General features: G+C 57.2%; 24 protein-coding genes. 7 read left to right on the top strand and 17 right to left on the bottom strand.

Features of this window, described 5'->3' with window-relative positions; translation table 11 throughout:
- Positions 1 to 94: 94 nt before the first annotated feature.
- From C7H08_RS07465 to traF, 3 genes are all read right to left on the bottom strand, one after another.
- A complete protein-coding gene (locus C7H08_RS07465) occupies positions 95 to 835 on the bottom strand; it encodes a pteridine reductase (RefSeq protein WP_106671117.1) in 741 nt (246 codons plus the stop codon).
- 16 nt (positions 836 to 851) lie between these two features.
- On the bottom strand, positions 852 to 1,964 hold the full coding sequence (locus C7H08_RS07460; RefSeq protein ID WP_106671116.1) for a tRNA nucleotidyltransferase/poly(A) polymerase-related protein: 1,113 nt from the start codon (positions 1,962 to 1,964) through the stop codon (positions 852 to 854).
- A 165-nt stretch (positions 1,965 to 2,129) separates the two neighbouring features.
- On the bottom strand, positions 2,130 to 3,428 hold the full coding sequence (traF, locus tag C7H08_RS07455) for a conjugal transfer protein TraF (protein ID WP_106671115.1): 1,299 nt from the start codon (positions 3,426 to 3,428) through the stop codon (positions 2,130 to 2,132).
- A gap of 253 nt (positions 3,429 to 3,681) precedes the next feature.
- Between traF and C7H08_RS07450 the strand changes: the two genes are divergently transcribed.
- Both C7H08_RS07450 and C7H08_RS07445 read left to right on the top strand, forming a co-directional pair.
- Positions 3,682 to 4,221: an LPP20 family lipoprotein gene (locus C7H08_RS07450; RefSeq protein WP_106671114.1), complete on the top strand. Its 540-nt coding sequence runs from the start codon at positions 3,682 to 3,684 to the stop codon at positions 4,219 to 4,221.
- Between the two features lie 33 nt (positions 4,222 to 4,254).
- A complete protein-coding gene (locus tag C7H08_RS07445) occupies positions 4,255 to 5,457 on the top strand; it encodes a flagellar assembly protein T N-terminal domain-containing protein (RefSeq protein WP_106671113.1) in 1,203 nt (400 codons plus the stop codon).
- A gap of 2 nt (positions 5,458 to 5,459) precedes the next feature.
- On the opposite strand, the gene C7H08_RS07440 is transcribed toward C7H08_RS07445, so the two are convergent.
- The 8 genes from C7H08_RS07440 to trhP all read right to left on the bottom strand — a co-directional run bounded on the left by C7H08_RS07440 (position 5,460) and on the right by trhP (position 13,404).
- A complete protein-coding gene (locus C7H08_RS07440; protein WP_106671112.1) occupies positions 5,460 to 5,921 on the bottom strand; it encodes a SufE family protein in 462 nt (153 codons plus the stop codon).
- A complete protein-coding gene (sufT, locus tag C7H08_RS07435; RefSeq protein WP_106671111.1) occupies positions 5,918 to 6,460 on the bottom strand; it encodes a putative Fe-S cluster assembly protein SufT in 543 nt (180 codons plus the stop codon). The genes C7H08_RS07440 and sufT overlap by 4 nt, the downstream gene beginning before the upstream one ends.
- 18 nt (positions 6,461 to 6,478) lie before the next feature.
- Positions 6,479 to 6,835, bottom strand: coding sequence for a HesB/IscA family protein (locus C7H08_RS07430; RefSeq protein WP_106671110.1), 357 nt, complete (start codon positions 6,833 to 6,835; stop codon positions 6,479 to 6,481).
- 12 nt (positions 6,836 to 6,847) lie between these two features.
- On the bottom strand, positions 6,848 to 8,101 hold the full coding sequence (locus C7H08_RS07425) for an aminotransferase class V-fold PLP-dependent enzyme (protein ID WP_106671109.1): 1,254 nt from the start codon (positions 8,099 to 8,101) through the stop codon (positions 6,848 to 6,850).
- A 3-nt stretch (positions 8,102 to 8,104) separates the two neighbouring features.
- Entirely contained in the window at positions 8,105 to 9,391 is a 1,287-nt protein-coding gene (gene sufD / locus C7H08_RS07420) for a Fe-S cluster assembly protein SufD (protein WP_106671108.1), read from the bottom strand.
- A gap of 15 nt (positions 9,392 to 9,406) precedes the next feature.
- Positions 9,407 to 10,168, bottom strand: coding sequence for a Fe-S cluster assembly ATPase SufC (gene sufC, locus C7H08_RS07415; RefSeq protein ID WP_106671107.1), 762 nt, complete (start codon positions 10,166 to 10,168; stop codon positions 9,407 to 9,409).
- A gap of 42 nt (positions 10,169 to 10,210) precedes the next feature.
- Positions 10,211 to 11,659 carry a Fe-S cluster assembly protein SufB gene (gene sufB / locus C7H08_RS07410; protein ID WP_106671106.1) on the bottom strand — a complete coding sequence of 483 codons (1,449 nt, stop codon included), beginning with the start codon at positions 11,657 to 11,659 and terminating at the stop codon, positions 10,211 to 10,213.
- A gap of 428 nt (positions 11,660 to 12,087) precedes the next feature.
- The gene (trhP, locus tag C7H08_RS07405; protein ID WP_106671105.1) at positions 12,088 to 13,404 is read right to left on the bottom strand and encodes a prephenate-dependent tRNA uridine(34) hydroxylase TrhP; all 1,317 of its coding nucleotides are present in this window, start codon (positions 13,402 to 13,404) and stop codon (positions 12,088 to 12,090) included.
- Positions 13,405 to 13,591: 187 nt separating this feature from the next.
- On the opposite strand from trhP, the gene C7H08_RS07400 reads away from it, so the two are divergent.
- Positions 13,592 to 13,948, top strand: a complete 357-nt coding sequence (locus tag C7H08_RS07400) for a helix-turn-helix transcriptional regulator (RefSeq protein WP_106671104.1) — start codon at positions 13,592 to 13,594, stop codon at positions 13,946 to 13,948.
- Here the strand turns inward: C7H08_RS07400 and fabB are convergent, their stop codons facing one another.
- The 3 genes from fabB to C7H08_RS07385 all read right to left on the bottom strand — a co-directional run bounded on the left by fabB (position 13,949) and on the right by C7H08_RS07385 (position 17,083).
- Positions 13,949 to 15,160: a beta-ketoacyl-ACP synthase I gene (gene fabB / locus C7H08_RS07395; RefSeq protein ID WP_106671103.1), complete on the bottom strand. Its 1,212-nt coding sequence runs from the start codon at positions 15,158 to 15,160 to the stop codon at positions 13,949 to 13,951.
- Positions 15,161 to 15,171: 11 nt separating this feature from the next.
- Positions 15,172 to 15,681, bottom strand: coding sequence for a bifunctional 3-hydroxydecanoyl-ACP dehydratase/trans-2-decenoyl-ACP isomerase (gene fabA / locus C7H08_RS07390; protein ID WP_106671102.1), 510 nt, complete (start codon positions 15,679 to 15,681; stop codon positions 15,172 to 15,174).
- A gap of 217 nt (positions 15,682 to 15,898) precedes the next feature.
- Positions 15,899 to 17,083: an NnrS family protein gene (locus C7H08_RS07385; RefSeq protein WP_106671101.1), complete on the bottom strand. Its 1,185-nt coding sequence runs from the start codon at positions 17,081 to 17,083 to the stop codon at positions 15,899 to 15,901.
- 125 nt (positions 17,084 to 17,208) lie between these two features.
- Between C7H08_RS07385 and C7H08_RS07380 the strand changes: the two genes are divergently transcribed.
- The gene (locus tag C7H08_RS07380; protein ID WP_106671100.1) at positions 17,209 to 17,586 is read left to right on the top strand and encodes a SirB2 family protein; all 378 of its coding nucleotides are present in this window, start codon (positions 17,209 to 17,211) and stop codon (positions 17,584 to 17,586) included.
- Between the two features lie 6 nt (positions 17,587 to 17,592).
- Here the strand turns inward: C7H08_RS07380 and C7H08_RS07375 are convergent, their stop codons facing one another.
- A complete protein-coding gene (locus tag C7H08_RS07375) occupies positions 17,593 to 18,414 on the bottom strand; it encodes an ion transporter (protein WP_106671099.1) in 822 nt (273 codons plus the stop codon).
- A 181-nt stretch (positions 18,415 to 18,595) separates the two neighbouring features.
- On the bottom strand, positions 18,596 to 19,906 hold the full coding sequence (locus C7H08_RS07370) for an MFS transporter (protein ID WP_106671098.1): 1,311 nt from the start codon (positions 19,904 to 19,906) through the stop codon (positions 18,596 to 18,598).
- A gap of 275 nt (positions 19,907 to 20,181) precedes the next feature.
- On the opposite strand from C7H08_RS07370, the gene C7H08_RS07365 reads away from it, so the two are divergent.
- The 3 genes from C7H08_RS07365 (at position 20,182) to C7H08_RS07355 (ending at position 22,921) form a co-directional block, all read left to right on the top strand.
- Positions 20,182 to 20,643, top strand: coding sequence for a universal stress protein (locus C7H08_RS07365; RefSeq protein ID WP_106671097.1), 462 nt, complete (start codon positions 20,182 to 20,184; stop codon positions 20,641 to 20,643).
- Positions 20,644 to 20,690: 47 nt separating this feature from the next.
- On the top strand, positions 20,691 to 22,193 hold the full coding sequence (locus C7H08_RS07360; RefSeq protein ID WP_106671096.1) for an MFS transporter: 1,503 nt from the start codon (positions 20,691 to 20,693) through the stop codon (positions 22,191 to 22,193).
- A 143-nt stretch (positions 22,194 to 22,336) separates the two neighbouring features.
- Positions 22,337 to 22,921 carry an ankyrin repeat domain-containing protein gene (locus tag C7H08_RS07355; RefSeq protein ID WP_227663140.1) on the top strand — a complete coding sequence of 195 codons (585 nt, stop codon included), beginning with the start codon at positions 22,337 to 22,339 and terminating at the stop codon, positions 22,919 to 22,921.
- 59 nt (positions 22,922 to 22,980) lie between these two features.
- Here the strand turns inward: C7H08_RS07355 and C7H08_RS07350 are convergent, their stop codons facing one another.
- Positions 22,981 to 24,573 carry an MFS transporter gene (locus C7H08_RS07350; protein ID WP_106671094.1) on the bottom strand — a complete coding sequence of 531 codons (1,593 nt, stop codon included), beginning with the start codon at positions 24,571 to 24,573 and terminating at the stop codon, positions 22,981 to 22,983.
- Between the last annotated feature and the right edge of the window lie 187 nt (positions 24,574 to 24,760).

Here is a 24,760-nt window from a genome sequence, read left to right as displayed (position 1 = left end):
CAATTTCTAATGAAGGGAATCAATGAAGAGTATTGTAGCGGGAAAGCTCAGGCGCGCCAAAACAACCAAGGTCGGGGTTGTGGTGGCGCGGAGCTTACATATTGAGGCTGCGGCCGCCGTCTATGGCCAGGACCTGGCCGGTGACGAAGGGCGCATCGCACAGCAGGTACGCGATTGCTCCGGCAATATCATCGGGATTGCCGGTGCGGGCCAGCGGGGTTTTGTCGAGAATGGCTTGTTGGTGTGTCGGGTCTATGTCGGCATCGCCTTCGGGCCAGAGAATAGCGCCCGGCGATATTCCGTTCACCCGGATCCGCGGCGCGAGATCTTTTGCCCAGGACCGGGTCAGCGCTGCCAGGCCGGCCTTGCTGGCGCAATACAGGGGGTGATCCTTCAGTGGCTTCTCGCTGTAGATGTCGATCAGGTTGATCACGCTCCCGTTCGATTTCTTCAGTTCCGGCAGGCAATGTTTGAGCAAGAAGAACGGGGCTTTCAGGTTGGCGCCCATGATGTCGTCCCAGTCATCTTCGGTGCAGGCTTCTGTTGCTCGGGGATAGAACACCGAGGCATTGTTGATCAGGCCATCCAGGCGCTCCCAGTGTTGGCTGGCCGCCCGCGCCAGATTTGCAATATTGTCAGCCCTGGTAAGATCGGCCTGTACGGAGGTGGCGGAATTCGCTCGTTCGCGATTCAGCTTTTCGACCAGTTGCTCCGCTTGTTCAGCCCGCGAACGATAATGAATCACCACATTCCAGCCGCGCCCATGCAGGGTTTCGGCGGTGCGGGCGCCAAGGCGGTGGGCGGCACCGGTAATCAGAGCGACAGGAGCTGGCATGGAAAATTCCTCAGGGTTAGGGAGTCAGTACCTGCGTGATACGAGCCAGCCGTTCATTACGGATTGCCTCGCCCAGTTCTTTGCCATGGAAACCCTGTTTCAGCAAGTCTTGTGGACTGACATCCTGAGCGGATTGCGCCGCTAGCCGCAACTTGCCGATGAGTTCTGCCAGTTCGGCGCCGGTAGTGCAGGCCAGGGTATCGAGCAGTTGCTCGAAGCGTTCGGGCCGGCGCCAAAGGTCGGCTTTGTCGAGTAATTCCATGATGTCTTCCGGAGTGACTGTCCGGGTTTCATGGATGGCCAAGCGGTGCATGAACAGGCAAACGAGGTGGGTCATGTCCCGACAATCGTTCGGGCTTTTCATGGCTTTGGTTCGGTGTACGGCGGTAGGTTCCGGCACCGCACTCAGCAGCGAGGCAAAACGCTGGGCCGTGGTTCCGTTCATGCGGTGCATGCAGTGCAACGCCTGCAGTCCGGCCCGGAAGGTTTGTTCCCTGGCCAGTTCCGGAATCAGAATATCCAACGCGCCCAGCTCCCTGAGCACATCAAAGAATACCCCCGGGGCACGCTCGTGCAGCGACCGTTGTACTTCCTGCCACACCCGTTCCGGAACCAGATCGGCTAACTCACCGAGACTGACCATGGTGCGCATCAGGCTCATGGTCTGTTGGCAAACGGTAAATCCCATGGGTTGCAGGCGGGCCGCAAAGCGGGCGGTGCGCAGGATGCGCAGGGGATCTTCGGCGAAGGCCTCAGAAACATGCCGGAGCCTTTTCTGGTCCAGGTCGGCGTAACCGTGAAAGGGGTCTACCAGCCGGCCATCTTCGGTTTCGGCCATGGCATTGATAGTCAGATCGCGGCGCTTGAGGTCTTCTTCTAGCGTGACATCCGGAGCGCTGTAGACGGTAAAACCATGATAACCCCGGCCCTGTTTGCGCTCGGTACGAGCCAGCGCGTATTCCTCACCGGTTTTCGGGTGCAGGAACACCGGGAAGTCCGCCCCGACCTGTTTGAACCCCTTGGCACGCATGTCATCCGGCGTCGCGCCCACCACCACCCAGTCCCGGTCTTTGACTGCAAGGCCGAGTAACTTGTCCCGGACGGCGCCGCCTACCAGATAGGTTTGCATGATGTGGGGGCTTCCTGTGTGGCGTGTGAAGTAGTGTTCAGTGGATTATCCGGCCAGGGGCAGGCGGAGGCAAATGCCGAGGCAGGCGGGTTCAGTGGCTTGGTTATGAAATGAGCACAAAAAAGCCCGGCGTGCAGGGCAGGCCGGGCTCTGGATGTGACGTTTTTAGAAGGAGGTGCCAAGCTCGATGGCTGCACCTACATCCGCACTGCTGAAGAGCGCGCCAAGATCAAGCCGTGCGCCGAGGATGTTCAGGCCCAGACCTGCAGTAAACTGGGTGTCCTCTTCGATGCCGTCGTTGTCATCGTTGCTGGCCAGGTTGTGGCGTACACCGACGCGCAGCTGGGCGTAACGCCAGGCGTCAAATTCCGCACCCACGGCCAGCCACTGGGTGTCGTCCTCATAACCGAAGGCTTCTTTCTTGGTCAGGTCCAGTTCGGCGGTGACCACGTGGTAGTCGCTTTTATGGGCTATGCCGGCCGTGACCAAGGGGTTGAGTTCAAGGGTGAACTTTTCCTCAATATCAGGGCGGCTCTGGGCAGAGTCCAGCTCCATCGGAATCAGGTTTTTCACCACCACACCTGCGTTCCATTCCCTATTCTGGCCGAAGGCATAAGCGGCACCGATGTCGAGGTTGAAGCCGCTCTTGTCGGTCTGATACTCGTCACCGTCGAAGTCATCGTCTTCAAAACCGGACACGGTTTCGGTGTATTGGAAGGTACGCAGTTCAATGTACTTGGGAGACACGCCAACTTGCAGAGCGTCGCCGTTGTTAAGCTGGAAGGTGGTGGCAAAACTGACGCCAGCTTCGATGACGGCAGATGCCAGAATGCGACCGCGAGAGTCGAATTCAATGTCCCGGTTGTTGTCGTTCAGGATGGTTTCGATATCGCCTGCAGTTTGGGCATTGGCAATGTTATCCAGCAACGCTTTGTCACTGTCGTCAAGTTCGCCACGGACGGTGGCGGTCAAATTACCGTTGGTGAACACACCGACAGCCAGGCGAGAACTCGGCACGGCAAAACCCAGTCCGAGCCCAAGGTTGACGCGCATGGTGTCATCGCTGAATGCTTCGAGACGGCCGCTTAGATCTCGTGCAGTGTTCTGAAAATTCTCAACGTCAGCTGACGAGGAGCCGGCGTTAAAGCTGTCGATCTGTCCATCGAACTGATCAATCACATCCTGAATATCATCAATCTGGTCAACAACCTCTTCTTCATCGGCAAAGCGGGCATTAACCGACGGCAACATCAATCCAAAGTCATCGGCCCAGTCGTGCTGGGGCGCCGCCATCATGGCCGGGTTGGCCAGCGGGGCTGCGGATGGGTGGGCAACGGCGACGCCGGTACCGCCCATGGCAAAAGAGCGTGCAGACATGAAGGCTTGCGGGCTTGCCATGGCCGAGGTAGTGGCGACAGACAGGCCGATGGCCAGAGACAGCTTGCTAAAACGGTTTGCTTTCATGAAGAGTCCTGAGGTCGTTTTTATTGCTTGGGCAACGGGTTATCTACCTGAAAGGTTAAAGCAGATCTTTTTGCGACACAGCGCACAAGCGGTAACGGTTTGTTCTTTATCTGTAAACGAAGGCAGCTTTTTGCCGCCTGTTGATGGCGAGGAGTCAGCCTTGTAATGGAAAAATACTGCAGATCATTAAGTTACTGATGATGGCGTGATTTTTTCATGGTTTTTATGAAAGTATTTTTCCGGAGACAAGATAATGACATTGCGATGGACCCTTGTTCCTGTTCTGGCTTTTGCCCTGAGCGCCTGTGCGCCGGTTGGCAGCTATCGGGACAGTCCGCAGGATGCTACCAGGGAATTCGAGCCGATTACGGTTCGGGTCAGTGGTTTTGGTACCTACGAGAATGTCCGGGAGGACCGGCTCAATACCCGTAAGCGCCTGATGGCGCGCCGTGCTTCCCAGCTGGATGCCTACCGCAATCTGGCGGAACGGGTGTATGGCACGGTGGTCTACGGCAACTCTACCGTGAACGATTTTGTGGTGCACAACGACACCTTCCGCACTTACGTCGACAGCTATATTCGCGGTGCCCGGATGGTGGCGGTGAATGAGCACAACGATGGCGTGGTCGAGACGGTCATGGAATTGCGGCTGGAGCCCCGGTTCCGTGAATGTGTGGCCCGGGTATCGGATGACCAGGTTCGTGAGGTCTGCGCCATTCCCATGCCCCGGCACAACGACCGGGTGGGCGATATCGAAGCCCGGCGCACCAACTCACTTTACTATCTGGACTAGGCCGCCGTTGCGTTGGCGGGTTACGGGAGACCTATGAAGCTCACTGTTCTGTTGCTGTTGTGGTTCTGCGCCGGTGTGGTGAACGCGGCCGTACTTGAGGGCGTGGGCCATGCCAATATTCGGGAGAACAATCTTGATCAGGCCCGCGCTGAAGCCCGGCAGGCTGCTATGCGGGATCTGGCCTTGCAGTATGACGCCAGCGTTAGCACGCAGGATACGCTCGAGAACGGCGAGCTGACGCAGTCCCAGACCCGATTATCCGCCAGGGCCCGGCTGCACAATGCCACCATCGTGGACGAATACCGTAGCGGTAATCTTTTGCGGGTGATTGTACGGGCAGAGCTGGCGACGGCCTCCGGCAGGTCCACCTGCACGGCCGGCGATGCCTCCGGGTTGCGTAAGCGAGTTGCCGTTACCGGTTTTCCGATAGTGGTGCCACAGCAGGCTGGCAGCCCGGCACTGGATGACGCTGGCGAGAAGTTGCCGCAGGCATTGGTGGCGCGGTTACAGGAGCAGGGCCGACTGCAGGTGCTGGGGACAACATCGTTGCAACTGTTCAGCAACCTGCCGGATGCGCCCACCTCTCAGCAGAACCTGACCGCCAATCATCTGACCAACGTGGTACAGCTGGCGCGGGAACTCGGTGCCCAGTTTGTGGTATCCGGGGTGATTCGTGATATCGGTTTGTCTGACCCGAACGCCTGGGGCAGCTCGATTACCAACCGTATGCAGCGGGGCATTGGCCTGGTGGATACCACTCGTCGATTTGAGGCGGAACTGATGGTGTTCGATGGTTTCAGCGGCTCGCCGGTCTTCCGGCAACGGTTCACAACCTCTGCCCGCTGGGACCCGGAAAGCAGTGGCAGTGGGGGCTTTGCGTCGGCCGGCTTTGATAAGTCTGAATGGGGCCAGGCGGTGACAGGGGTGATCAGTGATATGACCGCTGCGGTGAGCAATACGTTAGCCTGTCAGCCATTTATGGCTCGGGTGACCCGGGTTGACGGCGACAGGGTTACGCTGGCTTCCGGCGCCACTGCCGGATTGCGGCCGGGGGACGAACTGAACATTTATCGCAGCCAACGCTACTTTGATTCACTGGGTGGCACACCGGAACTGACGGATGCGGGGGTATCGATCAACCTGGATAACGTGCACCCGGATTTCAGTACTGGCCGCCTGCCAATGACTGGCGGCCAGGTCAATATTCAGCGGGATGACCTCGCCATCATCTGGTGAGCTCAGGCGGCGGCTTCGGCTGCCGCAATATCGCGGATCTTGCCGACCATTGCTCGCAGGCCATTGCCGCGGGTGGGGGAGATGTGGCGGAACAGATCGAGCTGTTCGAACAGCTCATCGATGTCGATCGCCAACAGATCCCTGGGCGGTTTGCCGTTCAGCGCCACCAGAATGATGGCCGCCAAACCGCGGACAATGATGGCGTCGGAATCAATCAGCAGGAACAGTTTTCCGCTGTCTTCATCGTGGTGATGAATCAGCCACACCTGGCTCTGGCAGCCGTGCACGTAGTTTTCTTCGACCCGCTCGTCATCCGGAAATGCCGGCAGTTGTTTGCCCAGATCAATGATATAGGCGTAGCGATCTTCCCACTCATCCAAAAACTCGAAGGCATCCACGACGTCTTCCAGAGTGGTTTTGGTGCCCAGGGGGTTGTCCAGAAATTGCTGTTTGCTGGCGGTCATAGCATTCCCAGTTCCAGTTTGGCTTCATCGGTGAGCATGTCGTTATTCCAGGGCGGATCAAAGGTCAGCTCTACCGTCACCTTGTCCACGTTGGGTACATGCTCCACCTTGCGCTTCACATCTTCGGTAATCACCGGGCCCATGCCGCAGCCAGCGGCCGTCAGCGTCATCTTGATATAGATGTGGTTGCCGTCCTCGGTACCGTTTTCAATTCTGGTGTCGTAGATCAGGCCGAGATCGACCACATTCACCGGAATTTCCGGATCGTAGCAGTTGCGCAGCGCTTCCCACATCTGGTTTTCGTTAACGCTGCCGTCTTCGGGTGTCTCGAAGCTGCTTTGCAGAGGCTGTTTGCCCAGCGCGTCGGCGTTCTGACCCTCAATGCGGGCCAGGTTGCCGTTGACCGCGACGGTAAAAGTGCCGCCCAGGGACTGGGTAATGGTGACAAAGGTATCCGACGGAATCATGATTTCCGTTCCGGAGGGCACCAGGCGGGCTTCCACCTCGCGCTTAGTCAGGACGACTTCCCGTTCTTGCATGCTCAATCAGGCCTCTGTTTATGTCACCGTAAAGCTTTCGCCGCAGCCGCATTCCGCCGTGGCGTTGGGGTTGCGGAAACGGAACAGGGAGTTGACTCCCTCGGTGACAAAGTCGATTTCAATGCCGTTAACCAGGGGCAGGTGTTCCTGCTTCACGTATACATCCACGCCGTCGATGCTGAAAATGCGGTCGTCGGATGCGCTTTCCTCTACCCACTGGGTCTCGTATTTGAAGCCGGAGCATCCACTCTTTCTGATGGCCAGGCGGATGCCCTTGGCTTCCGGTCTTTTATCCAGTTGCTTGCGAACGTGTTTGACGGCGGTTGACGTCATGGTCACATTCACATCGTTCGGGGTGAAGACTTCGGCTGTCATGTGTCCACCTCCTCAGGTAAACAGGCGCTGGATTTTTTGCAGGCCGGTGAAAAGTTTCTCGACCTCATCCAGCGTATTGTAGAACGCGAACGAAGCCCGGGCTGTACCGGGTACTCCGTAGAAATCCATCAGTGGCATGGCGCAGTGGTGGCCGGTGCGGATGGCAATACCTTGCTGGTCCAGCAGGGTGCCGATGTCACTGGGGTGCAGGCCGGCGATCTTGAACGACAATACGGGTACTTTGTGTTTGGCGGTGCCGAGAACCTCCATACCGGGTACCGTTGCCACCAGGGCATTGGCGCGCGCCAGCAGGGCGTTTTCGGCAGCCTCCATGGCGCTACGGTCCAATTGGTCCAGATAACTGATCGCGGCAGCCAGACCGACTGCTTCTGCGATGGCTGGGGTGCCGGCTTCAAATTTATAAGGCAGCACATTCCAGGTGGTGCGTTCGAAGGACACCCGCTCAATCATCTCGCCGCCACCCTGATAAGGAGGCATTTCTTCCAGTAGCTCGGCGCGGCCATAGAGTACACCGATGCCGGTAGGGCCAAACAGCTTGTGGGCTGAGAACACGTAAAAGTCACAGCCCAGAGCCTGTACGTCTGGTTTGAAATGAGGTACCGCCTGGGCTCCGTCAATCAGGGTGATGACGCCCCGCTTTTTCGCCTGCTCGATCAGTGGCGCAATCGGATTAACGGTGCCAAGCACGTTGGACACGTGGGTGATGGCCAGAATGCGAGTGCGGTCATTCAGCAAACTGTTGAAGGAGTCCAGATCCAGCTCGCCTTCGGGGGTTACCTGAATGGGCACCACCTTGGCACCTGTGCGCTCGGCCAGCATCTGCCAGGGCACGATGTTGGCATGATGCTCCATGTGGCTGAGCAGAATTTCGTCGCCTGCTTGCAGGCGCGGGGCAAGGCCGTTGGCGACCAGGTTGATGGCTTCGGTGGTGCCGCGAGTCCAGATGATTTCTCTGGTGCTGGGTGCATTCAGAAAGCCACGAACAACCTCGCGAGCGCCTTCGAAGGCGGCGGTAGCGCGATCACCCAGAGTGTGGGCACCCCGGTGTACGTTGGAATGCATTTCCCGGTAATAGCGATCCATGGCATCCAATACGGCGACGGGCTTCTGCGCCGAGGCGCCGTTGTCCAGATACGCCAGCGGCTTGCCGTTGATTTCCTGAGTCAGGATCGGGAAGTCGCGGCGGATGGTTTCTACATCAAACGCCTTGGTCAGGGTGCTGTTTGCCACGGACAGGTCGCTCATCCCTCAGATCTCCTGGAAGGTTTGCTCAAAGAAATCGTTCAGCCTGAGCTGAGCGGTTTCCCGCACAGCGGCTACCGGAATCTGGCTGACTAATTCATTGATAAACGCCATGGTCAGTAGCACGTTGGCCTGCTGGCGGCCGATACCGCGAGACACCAGATAGAATGCAGATGTTTCGTCCAGTTGGCCGATGGTTGCCCCGTGGGCGCATTTCACGTCGTCCGCGTAGATTTCCAGCTCCGGCTTGGTGTCGATTTCCGCGCCGTTGTTGAGCAACAGGTTTTTGTTGTTCATGTTAGCGTTGGATTTCTGGGCGTCCTGATGGATATGAATACGTCCATTGAAAATCGCATGGGACTGATCGGCGGCGATGTTCCGGTAGGTCTCTTCGCTGGTGCAGTGCGCAGCCACGTGGTCAATGGAGGTGTGGTTGTCATAGTGCTGTTTGTTCTGGGTAACCACCACGCCGTTGAGCTTGGTCTCGGCGCCTTCGCCTTCCAGGCGCACTTGCAGATCGTGCCGACGCAGGGGGCCACCAAAGCCGACGCAATGGCTTTCAAAGCGTGAACTGCGCGCTTGCAGCACACCCGTAGCGCCGATGTGCTGAACATTCTCGCCTTCCATGTTCAGGCGGATGCTGGTGATGTTGGCGCCATCAGCCAAGTTGAACTCGGTGACGGTATTGACCAGAGCGGAAGCTTCGCCACTGGAGGTGTACTCTTCCACCAGGGTCATCTGGCTGTTGGTACCGGCTTCTACGTAAATGCGTGGGTAGGCAGAGCCGCAGGCATCGGCCGCGGTGTCATGAATGACGAACAACGGCTGGTCCAGCACGGCGCCGGGCTTCAGGCGAATCAACAGGCCGTCTTCAAAGCGGGCACCGTTCACCCTGGCAAACTGGGCCTGGTCATGATTAAGCGTGCCGCCCAACTGAAGCGACAGGTTCTGGGCGTCGTCCGCGTTCAGATCACTGAAGCTCTGGATAGTGATACCGTCCAGATCCGGGTACTCGCTGGCTTCGGGAATCATCACGCCGTTGGTGAAGACTACTTTATAGCCGGGTACCGCCAGGCTGTTGCCCGCTTTGCCTGCTGCCGGCAAGGAGATCGCCATGTCGTCCGACAGCTTCAGGTATTTGCTGGAGTACTTCCAGTTTTCAGTTTTTCGGGTCGGCAATGGCATGTCGACCAAACCACTTGCCCGTTGTTTGCGCAGCGCCAGCAAAGGTTCAGGCAGGGTTTGCCCGGCCGGATGCAGGAAGGCGCTGGAAAGCGTTGGTACTGATTTCATTCCGCGACCTCCTGATCAGTTGCTGGTGTCTACGGCGTCAATTCCCAGCCAGCCGTAACCACGTTCTTCCAGCTCGAGAGCCAGTTCGCGGCCACCGGATTTGACGATCTTGCCGCCGGCAAGCACATGCACGTAATCGGGCACGATGTGGTTCAGCAGCCGCTGGTAATGGGTCACCATAAGTATGGCGCGATCATCAGCACGCAGGGCGTTGACGCCGTTGGACACCACCTGCAGGGCATCGATGTCGAGGCCGGAGTCGGTTTCGTCGAGAATTGCCAGCTTCGGCTGTAACAGCAGAGCCTGCATGATTTCGTTACGCTTTTTCTCACCACCGGAGAAGCCTTCGTTAACGCCACGCTTGAGAAAGGCGGGGTCCAGATCCACTTGCCTGGACACGTCTTTAGCCAACTTCATGAATTCGGCAGCGTTCATTTCTTCTTCGCCGCGGTGCTTGCGCATGGCGTTCACCGCGGTGCGCAGAAATTGCAGGTTGCTGACGCCCGGGATTTCGACCGGGTATTGAAACGCCAGAAACACGCCTTCGCGGGCGCGCTCTTCGGTGACCAGTTCCAGCAGGTTATCACCGTTCAGAGTTACTTCACCCTCGGTTACTTCGAAGGTTTCGTTACCTGCAAGCACCTGGGAAAGTGTGCTTTTGCCAGAACCGTTCGGGCCCATGATGGCGTGAACTTCCCCGGCTTTGATTTCCAGGTTAATGCCTTTGAGAATTTCCTCTCCGTTAACGGAGGCATGCAGGTTTTTGATACTCAGCATTGGTAGCGTCTCTCTGTATTCGGGAATTCTGTAGTGAATAAATTAACCAACGGAACCTTCAAGGCTGACTTCCAGAAGCTTGCTGGCTTCGACCGCAAACTCCATGGGCAACTCCTTGAACACCTCTTTACAGAAGCCGTTCACGATCATGGAAACCGCCTGTTCCGGGTCGATGCCACGCTGACGGCACAGGAACATTTGCTCGTCGCTGACCTTGGAGGTGGTGGCTTCGTGTTCCACGATGGCCGATTTGTTCTTGCTTTCGATGTACGGGAAGGTGTGTGCGCCGCAGCGGTCGCCGATCAGCAGCGAGTCGCACTGGGTAAAGTTACGTGCACCTTCCGCGCCAGGGCCGAATTTCACCAGGCCGCGATAAGCGTTGGAGCTGCGCCCGGCGGAAATGCCCTTGGAGATGATGGTGCTCTTGGTGTTCTTGCCAAGGTGGATCATCTTGGTGCCGGTGTCGGCCTGCTGGTAGTTGTGGGTCAGCGCGACGGAGTAGAACTCGCCCACGCTGTTTTCACCACGCAGTACGCAGCTCGGGTACTTCCAGGTAATGGCAGAGCCGGTCTCAACCTGAGTCCAGGACACTTTAGAGTTCTTGCCGATGCAGGCCGCGCGCTTGGTGACGAAGTTGTAGATGCCACCTTTGCCATTTTCGTCGCCCGGGTACCAGTTCTGTACCGTGGAGTATTTGATCTGGGCGTCGTCCAGAATGACCAGTTCCACGACCGCTGCGTGCAGCTGGTTTTCATCGCGCATGGGGGCCGTGCAGCCTTCGAGGTAGCTGACGTAGCTACCTTCTTCGGCAATGATCAGCGTGCGCTCGAACTGACCGGTGTTGGCCGCGTTGATGCGGAAATAGGTAGACAGCTCCATGGGGCAGCGAACGCCTTTCGGGATGTACACGAAAGAACCGTCTGAGAACACCGCAGAGTTGAGTGCGGCGAAGTAGTTGTCACCGGCCGGCACCACGCTGCCCAGGTATTTTTTAACCAGCTCCGGGTGCTTCTGGAGCGCTTCGGAGATGGGGCAGAAGATCACGCCGGCTTTTTCCAGCGGCTCTTTAAAGGTGGTGGCGACGGATACTGAATCGAATACGGCATCGACGGCGACACCGGCGAGTTTGGCGCGTTCGTGCAGGGGGATGCCCAGCTTCTCGTAGGTGCGCAGCAGCTCCGGATCGACTTCGTCCAGGCTCTGGGGCATATCTTCCGGGCGTTTGGGCGCGGAGTAGTAGGAGATGGAATTGTAGTCCACCTTGGGGAAGTCGACGTGTGCCCACTCGGGTTCGTCCATTTCCAGCCAGCGACGGTAAGCTTTCAGGCGCCACTCGAGCATGAACTCGGGTTCCTGTTTCAGTTCTGACAGGCGGCGGATTACATCTTCATTGAGGCCGGGCTCGAAGGTGTCGGATTCGATTTCGGTGACAAATCCGTGCTCATATTCCCGTTTGATCAGCTCTTTCACCTGGGTGTCGGTGGTCGCCATGATCGTCGCTCCGTAATTCTCTCATCTGGGGCTTGATGCCCTGTGTTTCGCCGAGCATACCTTTGGCTGGGTGGTGTCGGCGGATGTCATCGATTTGCTGGTGTTGCAGCGGTCGCTGGTGTTCTTGAATACGCCCTGCAATCGCTTTTTGGATGACGGGAGGGGCGGTTTTGGTTGCCTTTCCCGTTGCTTCTGGCGAGTGATTATACAATACCATAGTAATTTAGTCAGGTATTAAATCGGTCGTGTAGGGATTATACCTTAATCGGCCCTCGGGGCACTAAGGCGCGGGTTATTGCCTTGATAGACTTTGGTTTGCTCTGACGTTGGAGAATGGCGCTTCCAGCCTGCTGTTAAGGTGGAGGGCGCCGGGCGGGCAGGTTCTGCTGATGTTGTGCAATCCGCCTCGGGGCCGAGCCTCAACGGCATCAGTTTTGGGGCAGGATTCGGGTCAGGTAGGTGAAATCCAGGTTCTCTGGCAAATTTTCCGGCTTGGGGATCTTAACGATATGACCACTGCCCGGGGCATAGTCCATGGCTTCGCCGTGGCGGTTTTCCATGGTGGCTGCCGAGAAGCGCAGGTTGCCGGCGGGGGTGACCAATTCGAGTTGGTCGCCGGGGGCGAATTTGTTTTTGACGTCGATGGTGAGCCAGCGGTCGTCGGTGTCGGTGATGGTGCCGACCACTTGTTGGGTGCCGAGGAAGGAGGAGCCCTGTTCGTAGGTCTGGTATTCCTGGGGCACGTGGCGGCGCAGGAAGCCTTCGGTATAGCCACGGTTGGAGAGGGCTTCGAGTTCGTCCATCATGTGCATGTCGAAGGCTTTGCCGGCGAGGGCGTCGTCGATGGCGCGGCGGTAGACCTGGGTGGTACGGGCGACGTAGTAGGTGCTTTTGGTGCGGCCTTCGATTTTCAGGGAGTGAACGCCCATTTTTATGAGTTCTGAGACGTGTTGCACGGCGCGGAGGTCTTTGGAGTTCATGATGTAGGTGCCGTGTTCATCCTCGTAAGCGGGGATGTAGCCGCCGGGGCGGTTGGGTTCTTCCAGCAGAATTTCTTTGGGTTCGAATTCCCGCACGGCGCTGTTTGCCGATGTGGCGATGAGGTCGCCGGTCTGATCTGTGCTGTGCTGGACTTCTTTGTAGTCCCAGCGGCAGGCGTTGGTGCAGGCGCCCTGGTTGGCGTCACGGTGGTTCATGTAACCGGACAGCAGGCAGCGGCCGGAGTAGGCCATGCACAGGGCGCCGTGGACGAAGACTTCGAGCTCCATAGCCGGGACTTTTTCGCGGATTTCGCGAATTTCGTTGAGCGCCAGTTCCCGGGACAGGATCACGCGGTTGATACCTTGGCGACGCCAGAATTCGACGGTGGCCCAATTGACGGCGTTGGCTTGTACCGAGAGGTGGATGGGTTGATCCGGCCAGGTTTCCCGAACCAGCATGATCAGGCCTGGATCTGACATGATCAGGGCGTCGGGTCTTTGTTCGAGCACCGGCGCCAGGTCTCTCAGGTAGCTGCGTACCTTGTCGTTATGTGGCGCTATGTTTGATACCAGATAGAACTGTTTGCCCAGTTGGTGGGCGCGTTCGATGCCGGCGCCAAGGGCTGCAACGTCTTTGAAACTGTTGTTCCTTACTCTCAGTGAATAGCGGGGCTGGCCAGCATAGACAGCATCGGCGCCATAGGCGAAGGCGGTTTCAAGGTGTTCGGGGGTGCCGGCGGGCGCAAGCAGTTCCGGGGTGGTCATGGTGGCTCCGGGTTAATCAGGGCGTCGATGGTTACAGGTAGGCATTGTGGATGTTTGAATTTTGCCGGAAACTGATCACGGTTCCATTGATCTTGCTCAAAGGTCGTATTGATTGCTTTCGGCTAACATGTGTACGCTGATATAGTTTTTCAGATTGAGAGATAACAGAATGGTAGGAGGAATTGGCATGGCATCAGAGTCTCTGAGGCCCGAGATTTCAAAGCGTTCGCTGAGTACGCGGGTGAGTTTTTTGATCCGGGTGCAGTTGGCGCGAGGCAAGGTAGGTGTGGAAACGGTAGCCGGGCAGTTGAATATGAGCCGCTATACCCTGCACAAGAAGCTGCGCCAGGAAGGGCTGACGTTTGCCGCGTTGCTGGAGCAGGTTCGCCGTGAGCAGGCAATCACATTCATGAAGGACAAAACCAAGCCGCTGGTGGAGATTGCTGAGCAGCTTGGTTTTTCTGAGTTAAGTGCATTCAGCCGGGCGTTCAAGCGCTGGATGGGCACTCCGCCGGCTGAATACCGCTCGCTCAAGCTGTCCTGATCAGACTTTCTTGAAGATCAGGGTGGCGTTGGTGCCGCCGAAGCCGAAGCTGTTGCTCATCACCAGGTCCAGGTTCTGATTGTCCATGCGTTCGCGAACGATGGGGTAACCAGCAGCGCCTTCGTCCAGGTTCTGGATGTTGGCCGATGGTGCAATAAAGCCTTCCCGCTGCATGATCAGCGAATAGATGGCTTCATGTACACCGGCGGCGCCCAGGGCGTGACCACACAGGGGCTTGGTGGAACTCAGTGGCGGGATTTTGTCGCCAAAGGTTTCCTTGAGAGCTTTCAATTCGGTGATGTCGCCGGCCGGGGTGCTGGTACCGTGGGTGTTGATGTAACTGATCTCACCGTCGATATTGGCCATGGCCTGCTTCATGCAGCGAATGGCACCTTCACCGCTCGGCGCGACCATGTCGGCACCGTCGGAGGTGGCGCCAAAGCCAACCAGTTCGGCCAGGATGGTGGCGCCGCGGGCTTCTGCGTGCTCCAGTGCTTCCAGTACCAGGGCACCGCCACCACCAGAAATCACAAAACCGTCCCTGTCTGCATCGTAAGTACGTGAGGCCAGTTCCGGGGTGTCGTTGTACTTGGTGGACAGCGCGCCCATGGCGTCAAACATCAGGCTCAGGGTCCAGTGGATGTCTTCACCGCCACCGGCAAGCATGACGTCTTGGCGGCCCAGAGCAATCTGGTCGGCAGCGTGGCCAATGCAGTGAGCACTGGTGGCGCAGGCCGAGGTAATACCGTAATTAATGCCGGTAATGCCAAAGGCAGTGGTGATGGATGCGTTGATGGCGCTGCCCATGGTGCGGGGTACCCGATAAGGGCCTACCCGGCGAATGCCTTTGTCACGATGGGTGTCGATGGCATCAAGCAGCTCCACGGTAGACGCTCCGCCGGTACCAAACACTGCCCCGGTGGTGTTGGCGCGAATCTGTTCGTCGGTCAGGCCTGCCTGGGCAATGGCCTCTTTCGTGGCCAGGTAGCTGTAACCTGCAGCCGGGCACATGAAGCGCCAGATTTTGCGGTCAATCAGCTCTGACAGGTTCAGGTCGATGCGGCCGCTAACATGGCTGCGCAGCCCGCTGTCCCGTGCCTCTTCACTGAGGGCAATGCCTGAGCGAGACTCACGCAAAGACTGGGTGACTTCTTCTTTATTGTTGCCAAGGCTGGAGACAATCCCCATACCGGTAATTACAACACGACGCATCTTGCTAACTCCTAAAAGTCATCAGTAGACGTAAACAGGCCAACCCGCAGGTCTTTGGCGGTATAGATCTCTTTGCCGTCCACTTCCATGCGGGCATCCGCAATCGCCATGGTCAGCTTCCGGCGAATCATACGTTTGATGTCCAGGCGGTAGGTAACTTTCTTGTTGTCAGGCAGAACCTGACCAAAGAATTTTACTTCGCCGGCACCCAGAGCGCGCCCTTTGCCTTCGCCGCCACTCCAGGCCAGATAAAAGCCGACCAACTGCCACATGGCGTCAAGGCCCAGACAGCCTGGCATAACCGGGTCGCCCTCAAAGTGAACTTTGAAAAACCAGAGATCCGGATTGATGTCCAGCTCGGCGACCAGGCTACCCTTGCCATACAGTCCGTCATCTGCACCTACATGGGTGATGCGGTCTACCATCAGCATCTCATCGATGGGAAGGCGCATGGCGCCAGGGAAAAGTTCGCCATGCCCGCAGCGGATCAGGTCTTCTTTGTCAAAGTGATCAGGGTACATGTTGCCTGTTTCTCTGTTGCAAAATTATGTCTCACTACTTTAGCGCGTGGGACGAGAAGAGCTATTGACCTTTAGTGGATGATTGCACTTTTGAAGTTCCCTGGCATGAAAAATCTTTTTTATTGTAGACGAGAATCTGGAGTTTTTTAGCGGAATCAGCAGCTTGGATCAAAAACCGGCGGGCTCTGATAGAGGCCCGCCTGTGGCAAAACTGGCTTCAACCTTCTTTACCATCGGCCCGGGGGCTGATGAGAATACCGGTATAGCGGACCAGGAACAGGAGGTAGGCGAGAACCCAAAGCAGAGAACTGGTGCCGATGCCGGGATGCCAGGGAATCAGCTCGAAAGCCGTCATTACCCTGATAACCGCCGCCAGCTGGATGGCCGTGAAAGCCAGCACCATTCCCTTGGGCAGCGCCAGCGGCCGGCCGGTATGGCCCAGCGTGACTCTTGCGATCACGCCCAGGATCAGACAGCCAACGGCGCCGGTGCCGGCGGCGTGGGTCCAGGCGTTGGTGGGCCAGCCGGCCAGCAAGGAACCGGCCAGAAGAATCAGAGCGACGGGCACCCAGAGTATGGACAGGTGCAAAATCCACAGCAGTGGTTCTTCACGCACCAGCCAGCCCTTCCAGTTAAACAATCGGGCCAGCATCAGCACCGCGGCCACGAGGGCGAGAGCGGCGGTGACCGTGCGCCAGCCGGTGACCAGCGACGCCATCAGCAAAATCATGACGAACAGGGTGGCCATGTCCAGTGCCGGAATCATTTTGACCGCGGAGGCGTCACCGCCCCGCTGACGCAACCAGGCTGCCGAGAACGCTGGGGTAATCCGGCCGCCGACGATGCTGATCAGTGCCATGGCCATGATCAGTGCACCATAGCTGAACGCCATGTCGTACCGTGTCACGAAGCCGATTTGCATCAACCAGAGCAGGCCAAGCACCACCAGAATCATCAGTTGCCGCTTCTGTTTGGCGTGCCAGACGCGCCAGCCGGCATCCACCATCACCAACGGCAGGAAAGCCAGATTTACGCCTTGCACCAGCCATTCCGGCAGGTTGCCGCCAAAGGCCAGCAGCAACCGGCCGGCTAACCAGACGCCCCAGAGCGCCACCAGCAGGGTTCCGTGCAAGCGATTGGTTTGAGTCCAGGTGCACACGGCGGTCAGCAGGAAGCCGGCAATGGCTGCCGACAAAAAGCCGAACAGCATCTCGTGCTGGTGCCAGAACAGGGCGGGCATCGCCAGAGGCAGCCGGATGACACCGGACACCTCAAGAATCCACAAGGGTATGGCGATGATGGCCAGTACCGTCATGGACAGGAAAAATATCCGGAACGGGTAGGCGAACAACTGGCGGACGCTGGCGGCGCTGCGCTCAGGAGAAGTCGGAACAGCCTGCATACAAATCTCCCAAATACATGTATATGGTGTATATGTTAAATGCCGATGCTGGCATTAACCATACCTGCTTGGGGGTATTTTGCGTACAATGCTGCCATCACATTGATTCGGAATGGAATGTTTTTATGAATAGTTACATGACCCTGAAAATGCTACATATGGCGGCCGCCTACCTGACGGTTATTCTGTTTGTCTTGCGCCTGGCGCTGGATGCGGCAGGGCGCCCGGGCTGGCGGCAAACCCCGTTGCGCTTTATCCCTCATATCAACGACACCATCCTGCTGGTCGCGGCCATTGCGCTGCTGTTCGTGACGGGCTACATCTCCGGCATGCCGGGTTGGCTGATCGCCAAGATCGTGCTGCTGATTGGCTACATCATCGCCGGCGTTTTTGCCCTGAAAACAACGCTGAGCAAGCCGGTACGGATTGCCGCGGCGGTGATTGCGCTGGTGCAGGTGCTGGCGATTTTCCACCTGGCCATGGCCAAGCCTTTCTTTGGCTAAGACGCGCTAACGTTTGTCGCTGATCTGCCTGGTCAGCTCCTTCAGCTGTTCCTGAACAGCCTGGAGCTGACGGGTAATTTCATCCCGCTCGTCGTGTGCCTTCTCTGCCTCTTTGGCATTCTGCTCTTCCCCCATCACTTCCAGAATTGCCCCAATCATCATGTTCAGGAATACGAACGCCGTCAGGAAGATAAAGGTCAGGTAGTAGATCCAGCTCAGTGGATAGACTTCCATGGTGTCGTACATAACATCGGTCCAATCTTCGAAAGTGGCTACCCTGAACAGCGTCAGCATGGCGATGGACACGTCGCCCCATAGAAAATCATCAATATCGGCAAAAAACATGGAGCCCATGGCCGCGTAGATATAAAAGATGATGAACATCAGCAGGGCGATGTAGCCCATGCGGGGGATGGCTTTGAGCAGTGAGTTGATCAGAAAACGCAGCTCCGGCACCACCGACACCAGCCGCAGTACCCGGAACACCCGTAGCAGGCGGCCAAGCAGCACGGCTTCGGCGTTGTCGAGCGGGATCAGGCTGCCGATGACCACCAATGTGTCGAACAGGTTCCAGCCATCGAACAGAAAACGCTTCTTGTTCTGGCAGACCCCGAAGCGGAACAGGATTTCGGTCAGAAAAAACAGCGTAATGCCGGTGTCCAGAACACTCAGGCCTTGCTCGACCAGGGGTGGGATGTCGTAGGTTTTCGCGCCGATGGTCAGCGCAGACAGGATGATGATGGAAATCACCGTGCCCTGGAACAGCTTGCTGGACTCAATGCGGCGCAGTTGTTCGAAACCGGATGTGGGGCTTAATTCGGACGACATGGCAAACAATGGCTCCAGAGAATTCGCGGGGGCCGAATTCTAAAGCGCTGTGATGGGATTGGGTAGCCTGAATTTTGTGCCAGCCCCTGTTGGGAGTCGCGTTGTCGCTCACTCTGGCGCTGATCGGCTTGGTGGCAACCCTGGCACTGGTGGGTCGGGCCTGGACCCGGGCCGCGATACCTCATGACGAATGAGTGGAGGTCCGGGATGACGTCAGTTCCGGAAGGTCGGTTTTCTCCTCGTTCGCGGCCCACTCGACACGTTCTGCCGACCGGATGGCGAAGTGCATCCAGGCCAGGGCAGCTGTGGCAATCACAAACATCAGCATAAAGCTGCTTTGCCAGATGCCGGTGACGTCGTTCAACACGCCAAAGGTCAGTGGCAGAACAAAGCCACCAAGGCCGCCAATCATACCCACCACACCGCCAACCGCGCCCACGTGCATCGGGTAATACACTGGAATGTGCTTGAACACGGCCGCTTTGCCCAGTGACATGAAAAAGCCAAGGATAAAGATCAGTACCACAAACAGCATCAGATTGATTTCCAGGCTGAAGCGGATGTCCCTCTCAATGCCGTGAATCACGTATTCGGTGGGCGGGTAGCTGAGCAGGAAGGTGCAGACCACGGACGCAAGGAAGGTCCAGTACATCACCCGCCGGGCCCCGTAACGATCGGATAGCCAGCCCCCAAGAATCCGGAACAGTGACGCCGGTATGGTATAGAGCGCCGCGATCATGCCTGCGGTCTGGATGTTCAGGCCGTACACCCCGATCAGGTAGTGCGGTAACCACAGCGCCAGGGCAACAAAGGCGCCGAACACAAAGAAATAATACAACGCAAAACGCCAGACCCTGAGCTCCCGCAGCGGGGCCATCTGCTCGGCAAAGGGTCGGTGGCCAGCACTGGCCCGCTGCTCCGCGAGAGGATCCGTCTTTGCCAGCAGAATAAACAGTACGCCCATGATTGCCAGTACCACGGCGTAGATCTGTGCGGTCTTTTCCCAGCCAAACGCCACCAACAGAAACGGCGCTCCGAAATTGGTGACCGCTGACCCGACGTTACCCGCGCCGAAAATGCCCAGCGCTGTGCCCTGCCTGGAGGGCTCGAACCAGGCTGCGGTGTACGCCACACCCACAATAAAGGCACCACCAGCCAAGCCAACGCCTAGCGCGCCGACCAATAGCATCGGATAGGTGCTGGCAAAGGTGAGCAGGTACACACAGGCCGCCGTGGTCAGCATCAGAATGCCAAAGACCCAGCGCCCGCCATAACGATCGGTCCAGATGCCTAGAAACAGCCGGCTGATGGAGCCGGTCAGAATCGGTGTGGCCATCAGCAGGCCGAGTTGAGTATCAGACAGGCCCAAGTCTTCGCTGATGCGTATGCCGATGATGGAAAAAATGGTCCAGACCGCAAAACACAAGGTGAAGGCAAAGGTCGATAGACCCAGCGCACGGTGTTGGTCGGATCGGGTTGGCGTGACCGTCATAGCTGCTCTCTGACAACGCTGTGAATCCATTTAAAACCATATCAAATCTACCGATTTATCGCGGGGCGCATTGGGGGTACCTCCTGCTGGGGGGATAAGAGGTAGGTTAACGATCACTTTCGCCATGGAGGTGATAGCTAAAGGGTTTCTCTCGTGGGGTACCCGCCGACGTCGTTGATCTAAGTCAATTGTGGAGGGCTGGGGCTGTGGGGTAATGCTGACGAATATCAATGGACCGTCTGTTAACGACGAGCTGAAATGCCCCGGAGAATCCCATGAACATCATGATTGCCTATGACGGCTCCCGAAACGCGAAACTGGCGCTTGCGCAAACCATCACCATGTTTCACGCGCTCAAGCCAAAAATTACCCTGGTCGCGGTCGCTGAAAACCCCCGCGACATCACCTCTGGTAATGAGGACATGTTTCAGGAGGAAGTGGCAGAGCTCAAAGGCCACCTGAAAGAAGCAATGGAAGTATGCCAGCACCAGCAAGTATTGGCGGAGACCATCATGCTGGAAGGCGACCCCCGCAAAATGCTCCTGTTCGCAGCCGAAAAGAAAGTCCATCCAGACATGTTGGTGATTGCACGCCACAGCCATGAACCCGATGGCGGCTTTATTGCCCGGTCTCTGACTTACTTCGTTGATGAACTGGATTACATGACCTTTGGCAGCGTCAGCTCGTTTCTGGCCCGCCGTATTCAATGCCCGCTCCTTATCCTGCCCAGTCGTTGATACGACCAGGCTGCTTTGTCTTTGTTGTTTAGCCCCAGGAGGCTTAAATGAAAGTCGCTGACGTTTTCCGCGTCCGCAACCCAGAAATCAGGGCTCTGCATCTGACCTGGATTGCTTTTTTTATTACCTTTTACGTCTGGTTCAACATGGCACCGCTGGCATCGAGTATGCTCAAAAGCGTTGACTGGTTGAGCAAAGATGACCTGCGCCTGTTTGCGATCTGCAACGTGGCACTGACTATTCCTGCCCGGATCATCGTGGGCATGGCGCTCGACCGGTTTGGTCCGCGCCGGGTGTTCTCCGTGTTGATGGTGGTGATGGCGATTCCGGCTCTGGTTTTCGCCTTTGGTAACAGCATGACTCAGCTGTTGGTCAGCCGCCTGATACTCAGCTCGATCGGTGCCAGTTTTGTGGTGGGAATTCACATGACCGCCATGTGGTTCAAGCCTCGAGACATCGGTTTTGCGGAAGGTTTCTATGCTGGCTGGGGCAACTTCGGTTCCGCAGCGGCCGCCATGACTCTGCCCACCATCGCAATTAACATGTACGGGGGTGACGACGGTTGGCGCTGGGCGATTGCCCAGAGTGCGATTGTGATGGCCGGCTACGGCGTGTGGTACTGGTTTGCGATTACTGATGGCCCTGTTGGCACCATTCACCGCAAGCCCCGCAAAGCCAGTGCGCTTGAGGTTAGCTCCTGGGGCGATATGATCAAGCTGATCCTCTGGACCATTCCGCTGATTGGCGTACTGGCCATTCTGGTCTGGCGGATTCAGAGCCTGGGCTACCTGAGCGTCACGGGAGCCATCATCTGCTATGGGGTTATCTGCCTGATCGTTCTCTATCAGGTTATCCAGATACTCAGGGTTAACGTGCCGATTCTTAAAAAGGGCGTGCCCGAAGACGACAAGTACCCGTTCAACAGCGTCGCCGCGTTGAACAGCACCTACTTTGCCAACTTCGGTGCGGAGCTGGCGGTGGTGTCCATGTTGCCCATGTTCTTTGAAGAAACCTGGAGCCTGAGTGCCACGGCTGCGGGCCTGATTGCGGCGTCTTTTGCCTTCGTCAACCTGCTGGCGCGCCCAATGGGTGGCATGGTGTCAGATCGCATGGGTAACCGCCGCTTTGTGATGCTGAGTTACATGTTTGGTATTGGTATCGGCTTCGCGCTGATGGGCCTGCTCAATTCCAGCTGGCCGCTGATTATTGCTGTCGGCATTACCGTATTCACCTCGTTCTTCGTGCAGGGCGCGGAGGGTGCGACTTTCGGGATCATCCCGTCCATCAAGCGGCGCCTTACCGGGCAGATTTCCGGCATGGCCGGGGCATACGGTAACGTGGGCGCGGTGGTCTACCTGACCATTTTCACCTTCGTCACGCCGACCCAGTTCTTCTTCATTATCTCCGCCGGTGCTTTCATCAGTTGGGTACTCTGCATCATGTGGCTGAAAGAGCCTGAAAGCGGGTTCTCTGATGAATATCACGTATCCTCAGTAGACCTGCAGATCGAAGAAGAGGAGCGGCAGAGGGCGGCCAAGATGGCCAGATAGAGGCGCTGGCTTAGTACCCGAAACCCGCCATGGCGTAATCCTGGCGGGTTTTTTTGTATGCTGTCGAAATCTGTTGATTAAATGCCGGAGTTGATAGGACGTTTGTTGAGCGTTGGGCTGGTGTGCTGGGTGGACTGGCTGCAGTGACGGTATTGGTAATTCTCTGGCAGCTGTTCTCCGCCGGCGAGGATCCTGAAGCCCGTGATCTGCGTGGGCGGACGCCATTGATTGTGGCGGCCGAGGAAGGAGGCAGTGCCAGAGTCAGGAAGCTGGTGGATAGGGGCGCGGTGATCGATGCCAGTGATGACTGCAACTGGACCGCGATGATGCGCGCCGCCGCCGGGGGCCATGAGGATATATTGGTGTTTTTGCTCGATCGCGGAGCAAAGGTCAACTACCAGGAAAAGTCCGGTTATACCGCGCTGATGGGAGCCGTGATCAACCATCAGTTGGCGCCGGCTCGTATTTTGATAGAGCGCGGTGCGAACGTTGATGTTAAAGAGGGTGAAAAAGGCCAGATCGCTCTGATGATGGCCGTCAGAAACCGGCACGCGCATTTGGTAGAGCTGCTGTTAGACGCTGGGGCAAGTGCCGATCTGGAGAATGATGAGGGGCAGAGTGCTATGGGTCTGGCCCTGCTTGCCAGTGCCGGAGATAGTAGTCAGCTGGAGGAAATACGGAGGGTTTTGGGGTGTGACCTTGCCGATGCGGGATCGCCGGAAAACTGAGCAAAAAAACCGGCCCAGAAGGCCGGCAATCAGAAGTCTGATGTTTGGTGTTCTAGTAATTACGGGTTTTTGATGTAGGCGTTCTTGCGCAGGTAGAACCACCAGTTCACCACCAGGCACACCGCGTAGAACATCGCGAAGCCGTACATAGCAATTTCAGGAGTGCCGGCCTGGATTTCCTGGCCCATGACTCTTGGTGCAATGAATGCGCCGTACGCGGCAACCGCAGAGGTCCAGCCAAGCACCGGGCCTTTCTGTTGCTGATCGAAGATTACGCCGATGCTCCGGAAGGTCGAGCCATTACCGATGCCGCTGGCGGCGAACATCAGAATGAACAGCACCAGGAAGATCGGGAAGTAGGCGTTGGGATCGGTTGAGTTGTAGGCCAGCATCATTACATAACCGGTTGCTACAGAAGCCACAACCATCACTGCCGAGATTATCTGGGTGACAATGGAGCCGCCCATTTTGTCAGAAATCCAGCCACCGACAGGGCGAATCAGCGCGCCAACGAACGGTCCGATCCAGGCCCAGGTCAGGGCACTGGGTGCGTCGGGGTTGACCACACGAGTAACGGTGCCGTCGGCGGCGACCTCCATCATGTTGCCGAAAATGACACTGATAGACAGTGGCAGTGCGGCGGAGAAACCGATGAACGAACCGAACGTCAGGATATAAAGCACGGTCATGGACCAGGTGTGCTTGTTGCTGAAAATGGCAAACTGCTTCTGGATATTGGGCTTGATGTCACCCGGGATCAGGCGCAGCAGTACTACTGTCAGGATGATGGTCAGTGGCAGGGCAAGCCACATGTTCATGATGCTCAGTGCCCACACGCCAGCCAGCGACGCCAGAAAGCCTACGCCGTAGAGCCCGAGAATCTTGCCGAAAGCAGATAGCGGGCTGCCGGGGTTTGGCGTGATCACTTTCAGATTGTTCATGCCGAACCAGCTGGCAAAGGCCAGCGGAATCAGGAACACCAGCCAGATAAACCCGGCGTTCTGAATCCAGGTGTCGGTGCCTGCATCAATTCGTCCGATCAACGTGCCGCTGGGGCTTTGCAGCTCAAGAGGGCCACCGGCCAGTGCACCAAAGATGCCTACCGTCATCACCAAAGGAATGACAACCTGCATGGTGGTGACACCGAAGTTGCCCAGCCCGGCGTTCATGCCCAGGCCATAACCCTGTTTGCTCTTCGGGTAGAACGAGCTGATGTTGCTCATGGAGCAGGCAAAGTTACCACCGCCAATGCCGGACAGTAAGGCCAGTGCCTGGAACACAATGAACGGAGTGTCCGGATTCATCAGAGCAAGACCGGTGCCCAATGCCGGTATCATCAGCAGCGAGGTGGTGAGAAATACCGTGTTGCGACCACCGGCAATCTTGATCATGAACGATGCCGGAATCCGCAAAGTGGCACCCGACAGGCCCGCAATGGCAGTCAGAGTAAACAGTTGCTCTATCGTGAAGGGAAAGCCCAGATTCTTCATCTGAGTGGTGATCATGCCCCACATCAGCCAGACGGCGAATCCCATCAGCAGGCTGGGGATGGAGATCCACAGGTTACGGGAGGCGACACTCTTGCCCTCGCGCTCCCAGAACTCTTTGTTTTCGACATCCCAGTGTTCGATGTCGGCGTTGGTTTTTGCCATGGTATCTACTCCTCGGTTTAACTGAACTCAAGCCACGCACACGGTGGCACCAAGCCTTTGGAACCATTGTGCAGAGAGAGTGGTCTGATCAAAGTTGATAGATATCAAGGACAAGTCTGGTGGCGTCTGGATCGGGATTCCGAGCCCGGAGGCTTGATGTTTTGATGGGTTTTTTAATAACTAAAAC

The sequence above is a fragment of the Marinobacter halophilus genome (assembly GCF_003007685.1).
In the GTDB taxonomy this organism is placed as follows: Bacteria; Pseudomonadota; Gammaproteobacteria; order Pseudomonadales; family Oleiphilaceae; genus Marinobacter; species Marinobacter halophilus.
Note: the sequence above shows the minus strand (reverse complement) of the source record. Positions and strands in the feature narration are given on the sequence as shown.

Excerpts from the sequence above, each read along its gene's own strand:
- C7H08_RS07465 (WP_106671117.1), bottom strand. The coding sequence starts at position 835 with ATGCCAGCTCCTGTCGCTCTGATTACCGGTGCCGCCCACCGCCTTGGC.
- C7H08_RS07460 (WP_106671116.1), bottom strand. The coding sequence starts at position 1,964 with ATGCAAACCTATCTGGTAGGCGGCGCCGTCCGGGACAAGTTACTCGGC.
- traF (WP_106671115.1), bottom strand. The coding sequence starts at position 3,428 with ATGAAAGCAAACCGTTTTAGCAAGCTGTCTCTGGCCATCGGCCTGTCT.
- C7H08_RS07450 (WP_106671114.1), top strand. The coding sequence starts at position 3,682 with ATGACATTGCGATGGACCCTTGTTCCTGTTCTGGCTTTTGCCCTGAGC.
- C7H08_RS07445 (WP_106671113.1), top strand. The coding sequence starts at position 4,255 with ATGAAGCTCACTGTTCTGTTGCTGTTGTGGTTCTGCGCCGGTGTGGTG.
- C7H08_RS07440 (WP_106671112.1), bottom strand. The coding sequence starts at position 5,921 with ATGACCGCCAGCAAACAGCAATTTCTGGACAACCCCCTGGGCACCAAA.
- sufT (WP_106671111.1), bottom strand. The coding sequence starts at position 6,460 with ATGCAAGAACGGGAAGTCGTCCTGACTAAGCGCGAGGTGGAAGCCCGC.
- C7H08_RS07430 (WP_106671110.1), bottom strand. The coding sequence starts at position 6,835 with ATGACAGCCGAAGTCTTCACCCCGAACGATGTGAATGTGACCATGACG.
- C7H08_RS07425 (WP_106671109.1), bottom strand. The coding sequence starts at position 8,101 with ATGAGCGACCTGTCCGTGGCAAACAGCACCCTGACCAAGGCGTTTGAT.
- sufD (WP_106671108.1), bottom strand. The coding sequence starts at position 9,391 with ATGAAATCAGTACCAACGCTTTCCAGCGCCTTCCTGCATCCGGCCGGG.
- sufC (WP_106671107.1), bottom strand. The coding sequence starts at position 10,168 with ATGCTGAGTATCAAAAACCTGCATGCCTCCGTTAACGGAGAGGAAATT.
- sufB (WP_106671106.1), bottom strand. The coding sequence starts at position 11,659 with ATGGCGACCACCGACACCCAGGTGAAAGAGCTGATCAAACGGGAATAT.
- trhP (WP_106671105.1), bottom strand. The coding sequence starts at position 13,404 with ATGACCACCCCGGAACTGCTTGCGCCCGCCGGCACCCCCGAACACCTT.
- C7H08_RS07400 (WP_106671104.1), top strand. The coding sequence starts at position 13,592 with ATGGCATCAGAGTCTCTGAGGCCCGAGATTTCAAAGCGTTCGCTGAGT.
- fabB (WP_106671103.1), bottom strand. The coding sequence starts at position 15,160 with ATGCGTCGTGTTGTAATTACCGGTATGGGGATTGTCTCCAGCCTTGGC.
- fabA (WP_106671102.1), bottom strand. The coding sequence starts at position 15,681 with ATGTACCCTGATCACTTTGACAAAGAAGACCTGATCCGCTGCGGGCAT.
- C7H08_RS07385 (WP_106671101.1), bottom strand. The coding sequence starts at position 17,083 with ATGCAGGCTGTTCCGACTTCTCCTGAGCGCAGCGCCGCCAGCGTCCGC.
- C7H08_RS07380 (WP_106671100.1), top strand. The coding sequence starts at position 17,209 with ATGAATAGTTACATGACCCTGAAAATGCTACATATGGCGGCCGCCTAC.
- C7H08_RS07375 (WP_106671099.1), bottom strand. The coding sequence starts at position 18,414 with ATGTCGTCCGAATTAAGCCCCACATCCGGTTTCGAACAACTGCGCCGC.
- C7H08_RS07370 (WP_106671098.1), bottom strand. The coding sequence starts at position 19,906 with ATGACGGTCACGCCAACCCGATCCGACCAACACCGTGCGCTGGGTCTA.
- C7H08_RS07365 (WP_106671097.1), top strand. The coding sequence starts at position 20,182 with ATGAACATCATGATTGCCTATGACGGCTCCCGAAACGCGAAACTGGCG.
- C7H08_RS07360 (WP_106671096.1), top strand. The coding sequence starts at position 20,691 with ATGAAAGTCGCTGACGTTTTCCGCGTCCGCAACCCAGAAATCAGGGCT.
- C7H08_RS07350 (WP_106671094.1), bottom strand. The coding sequence starts at position 24,573 with ATGGCAAAAACCAACGCCGACATCGAACACTGGGATGTCGAAAACAAA.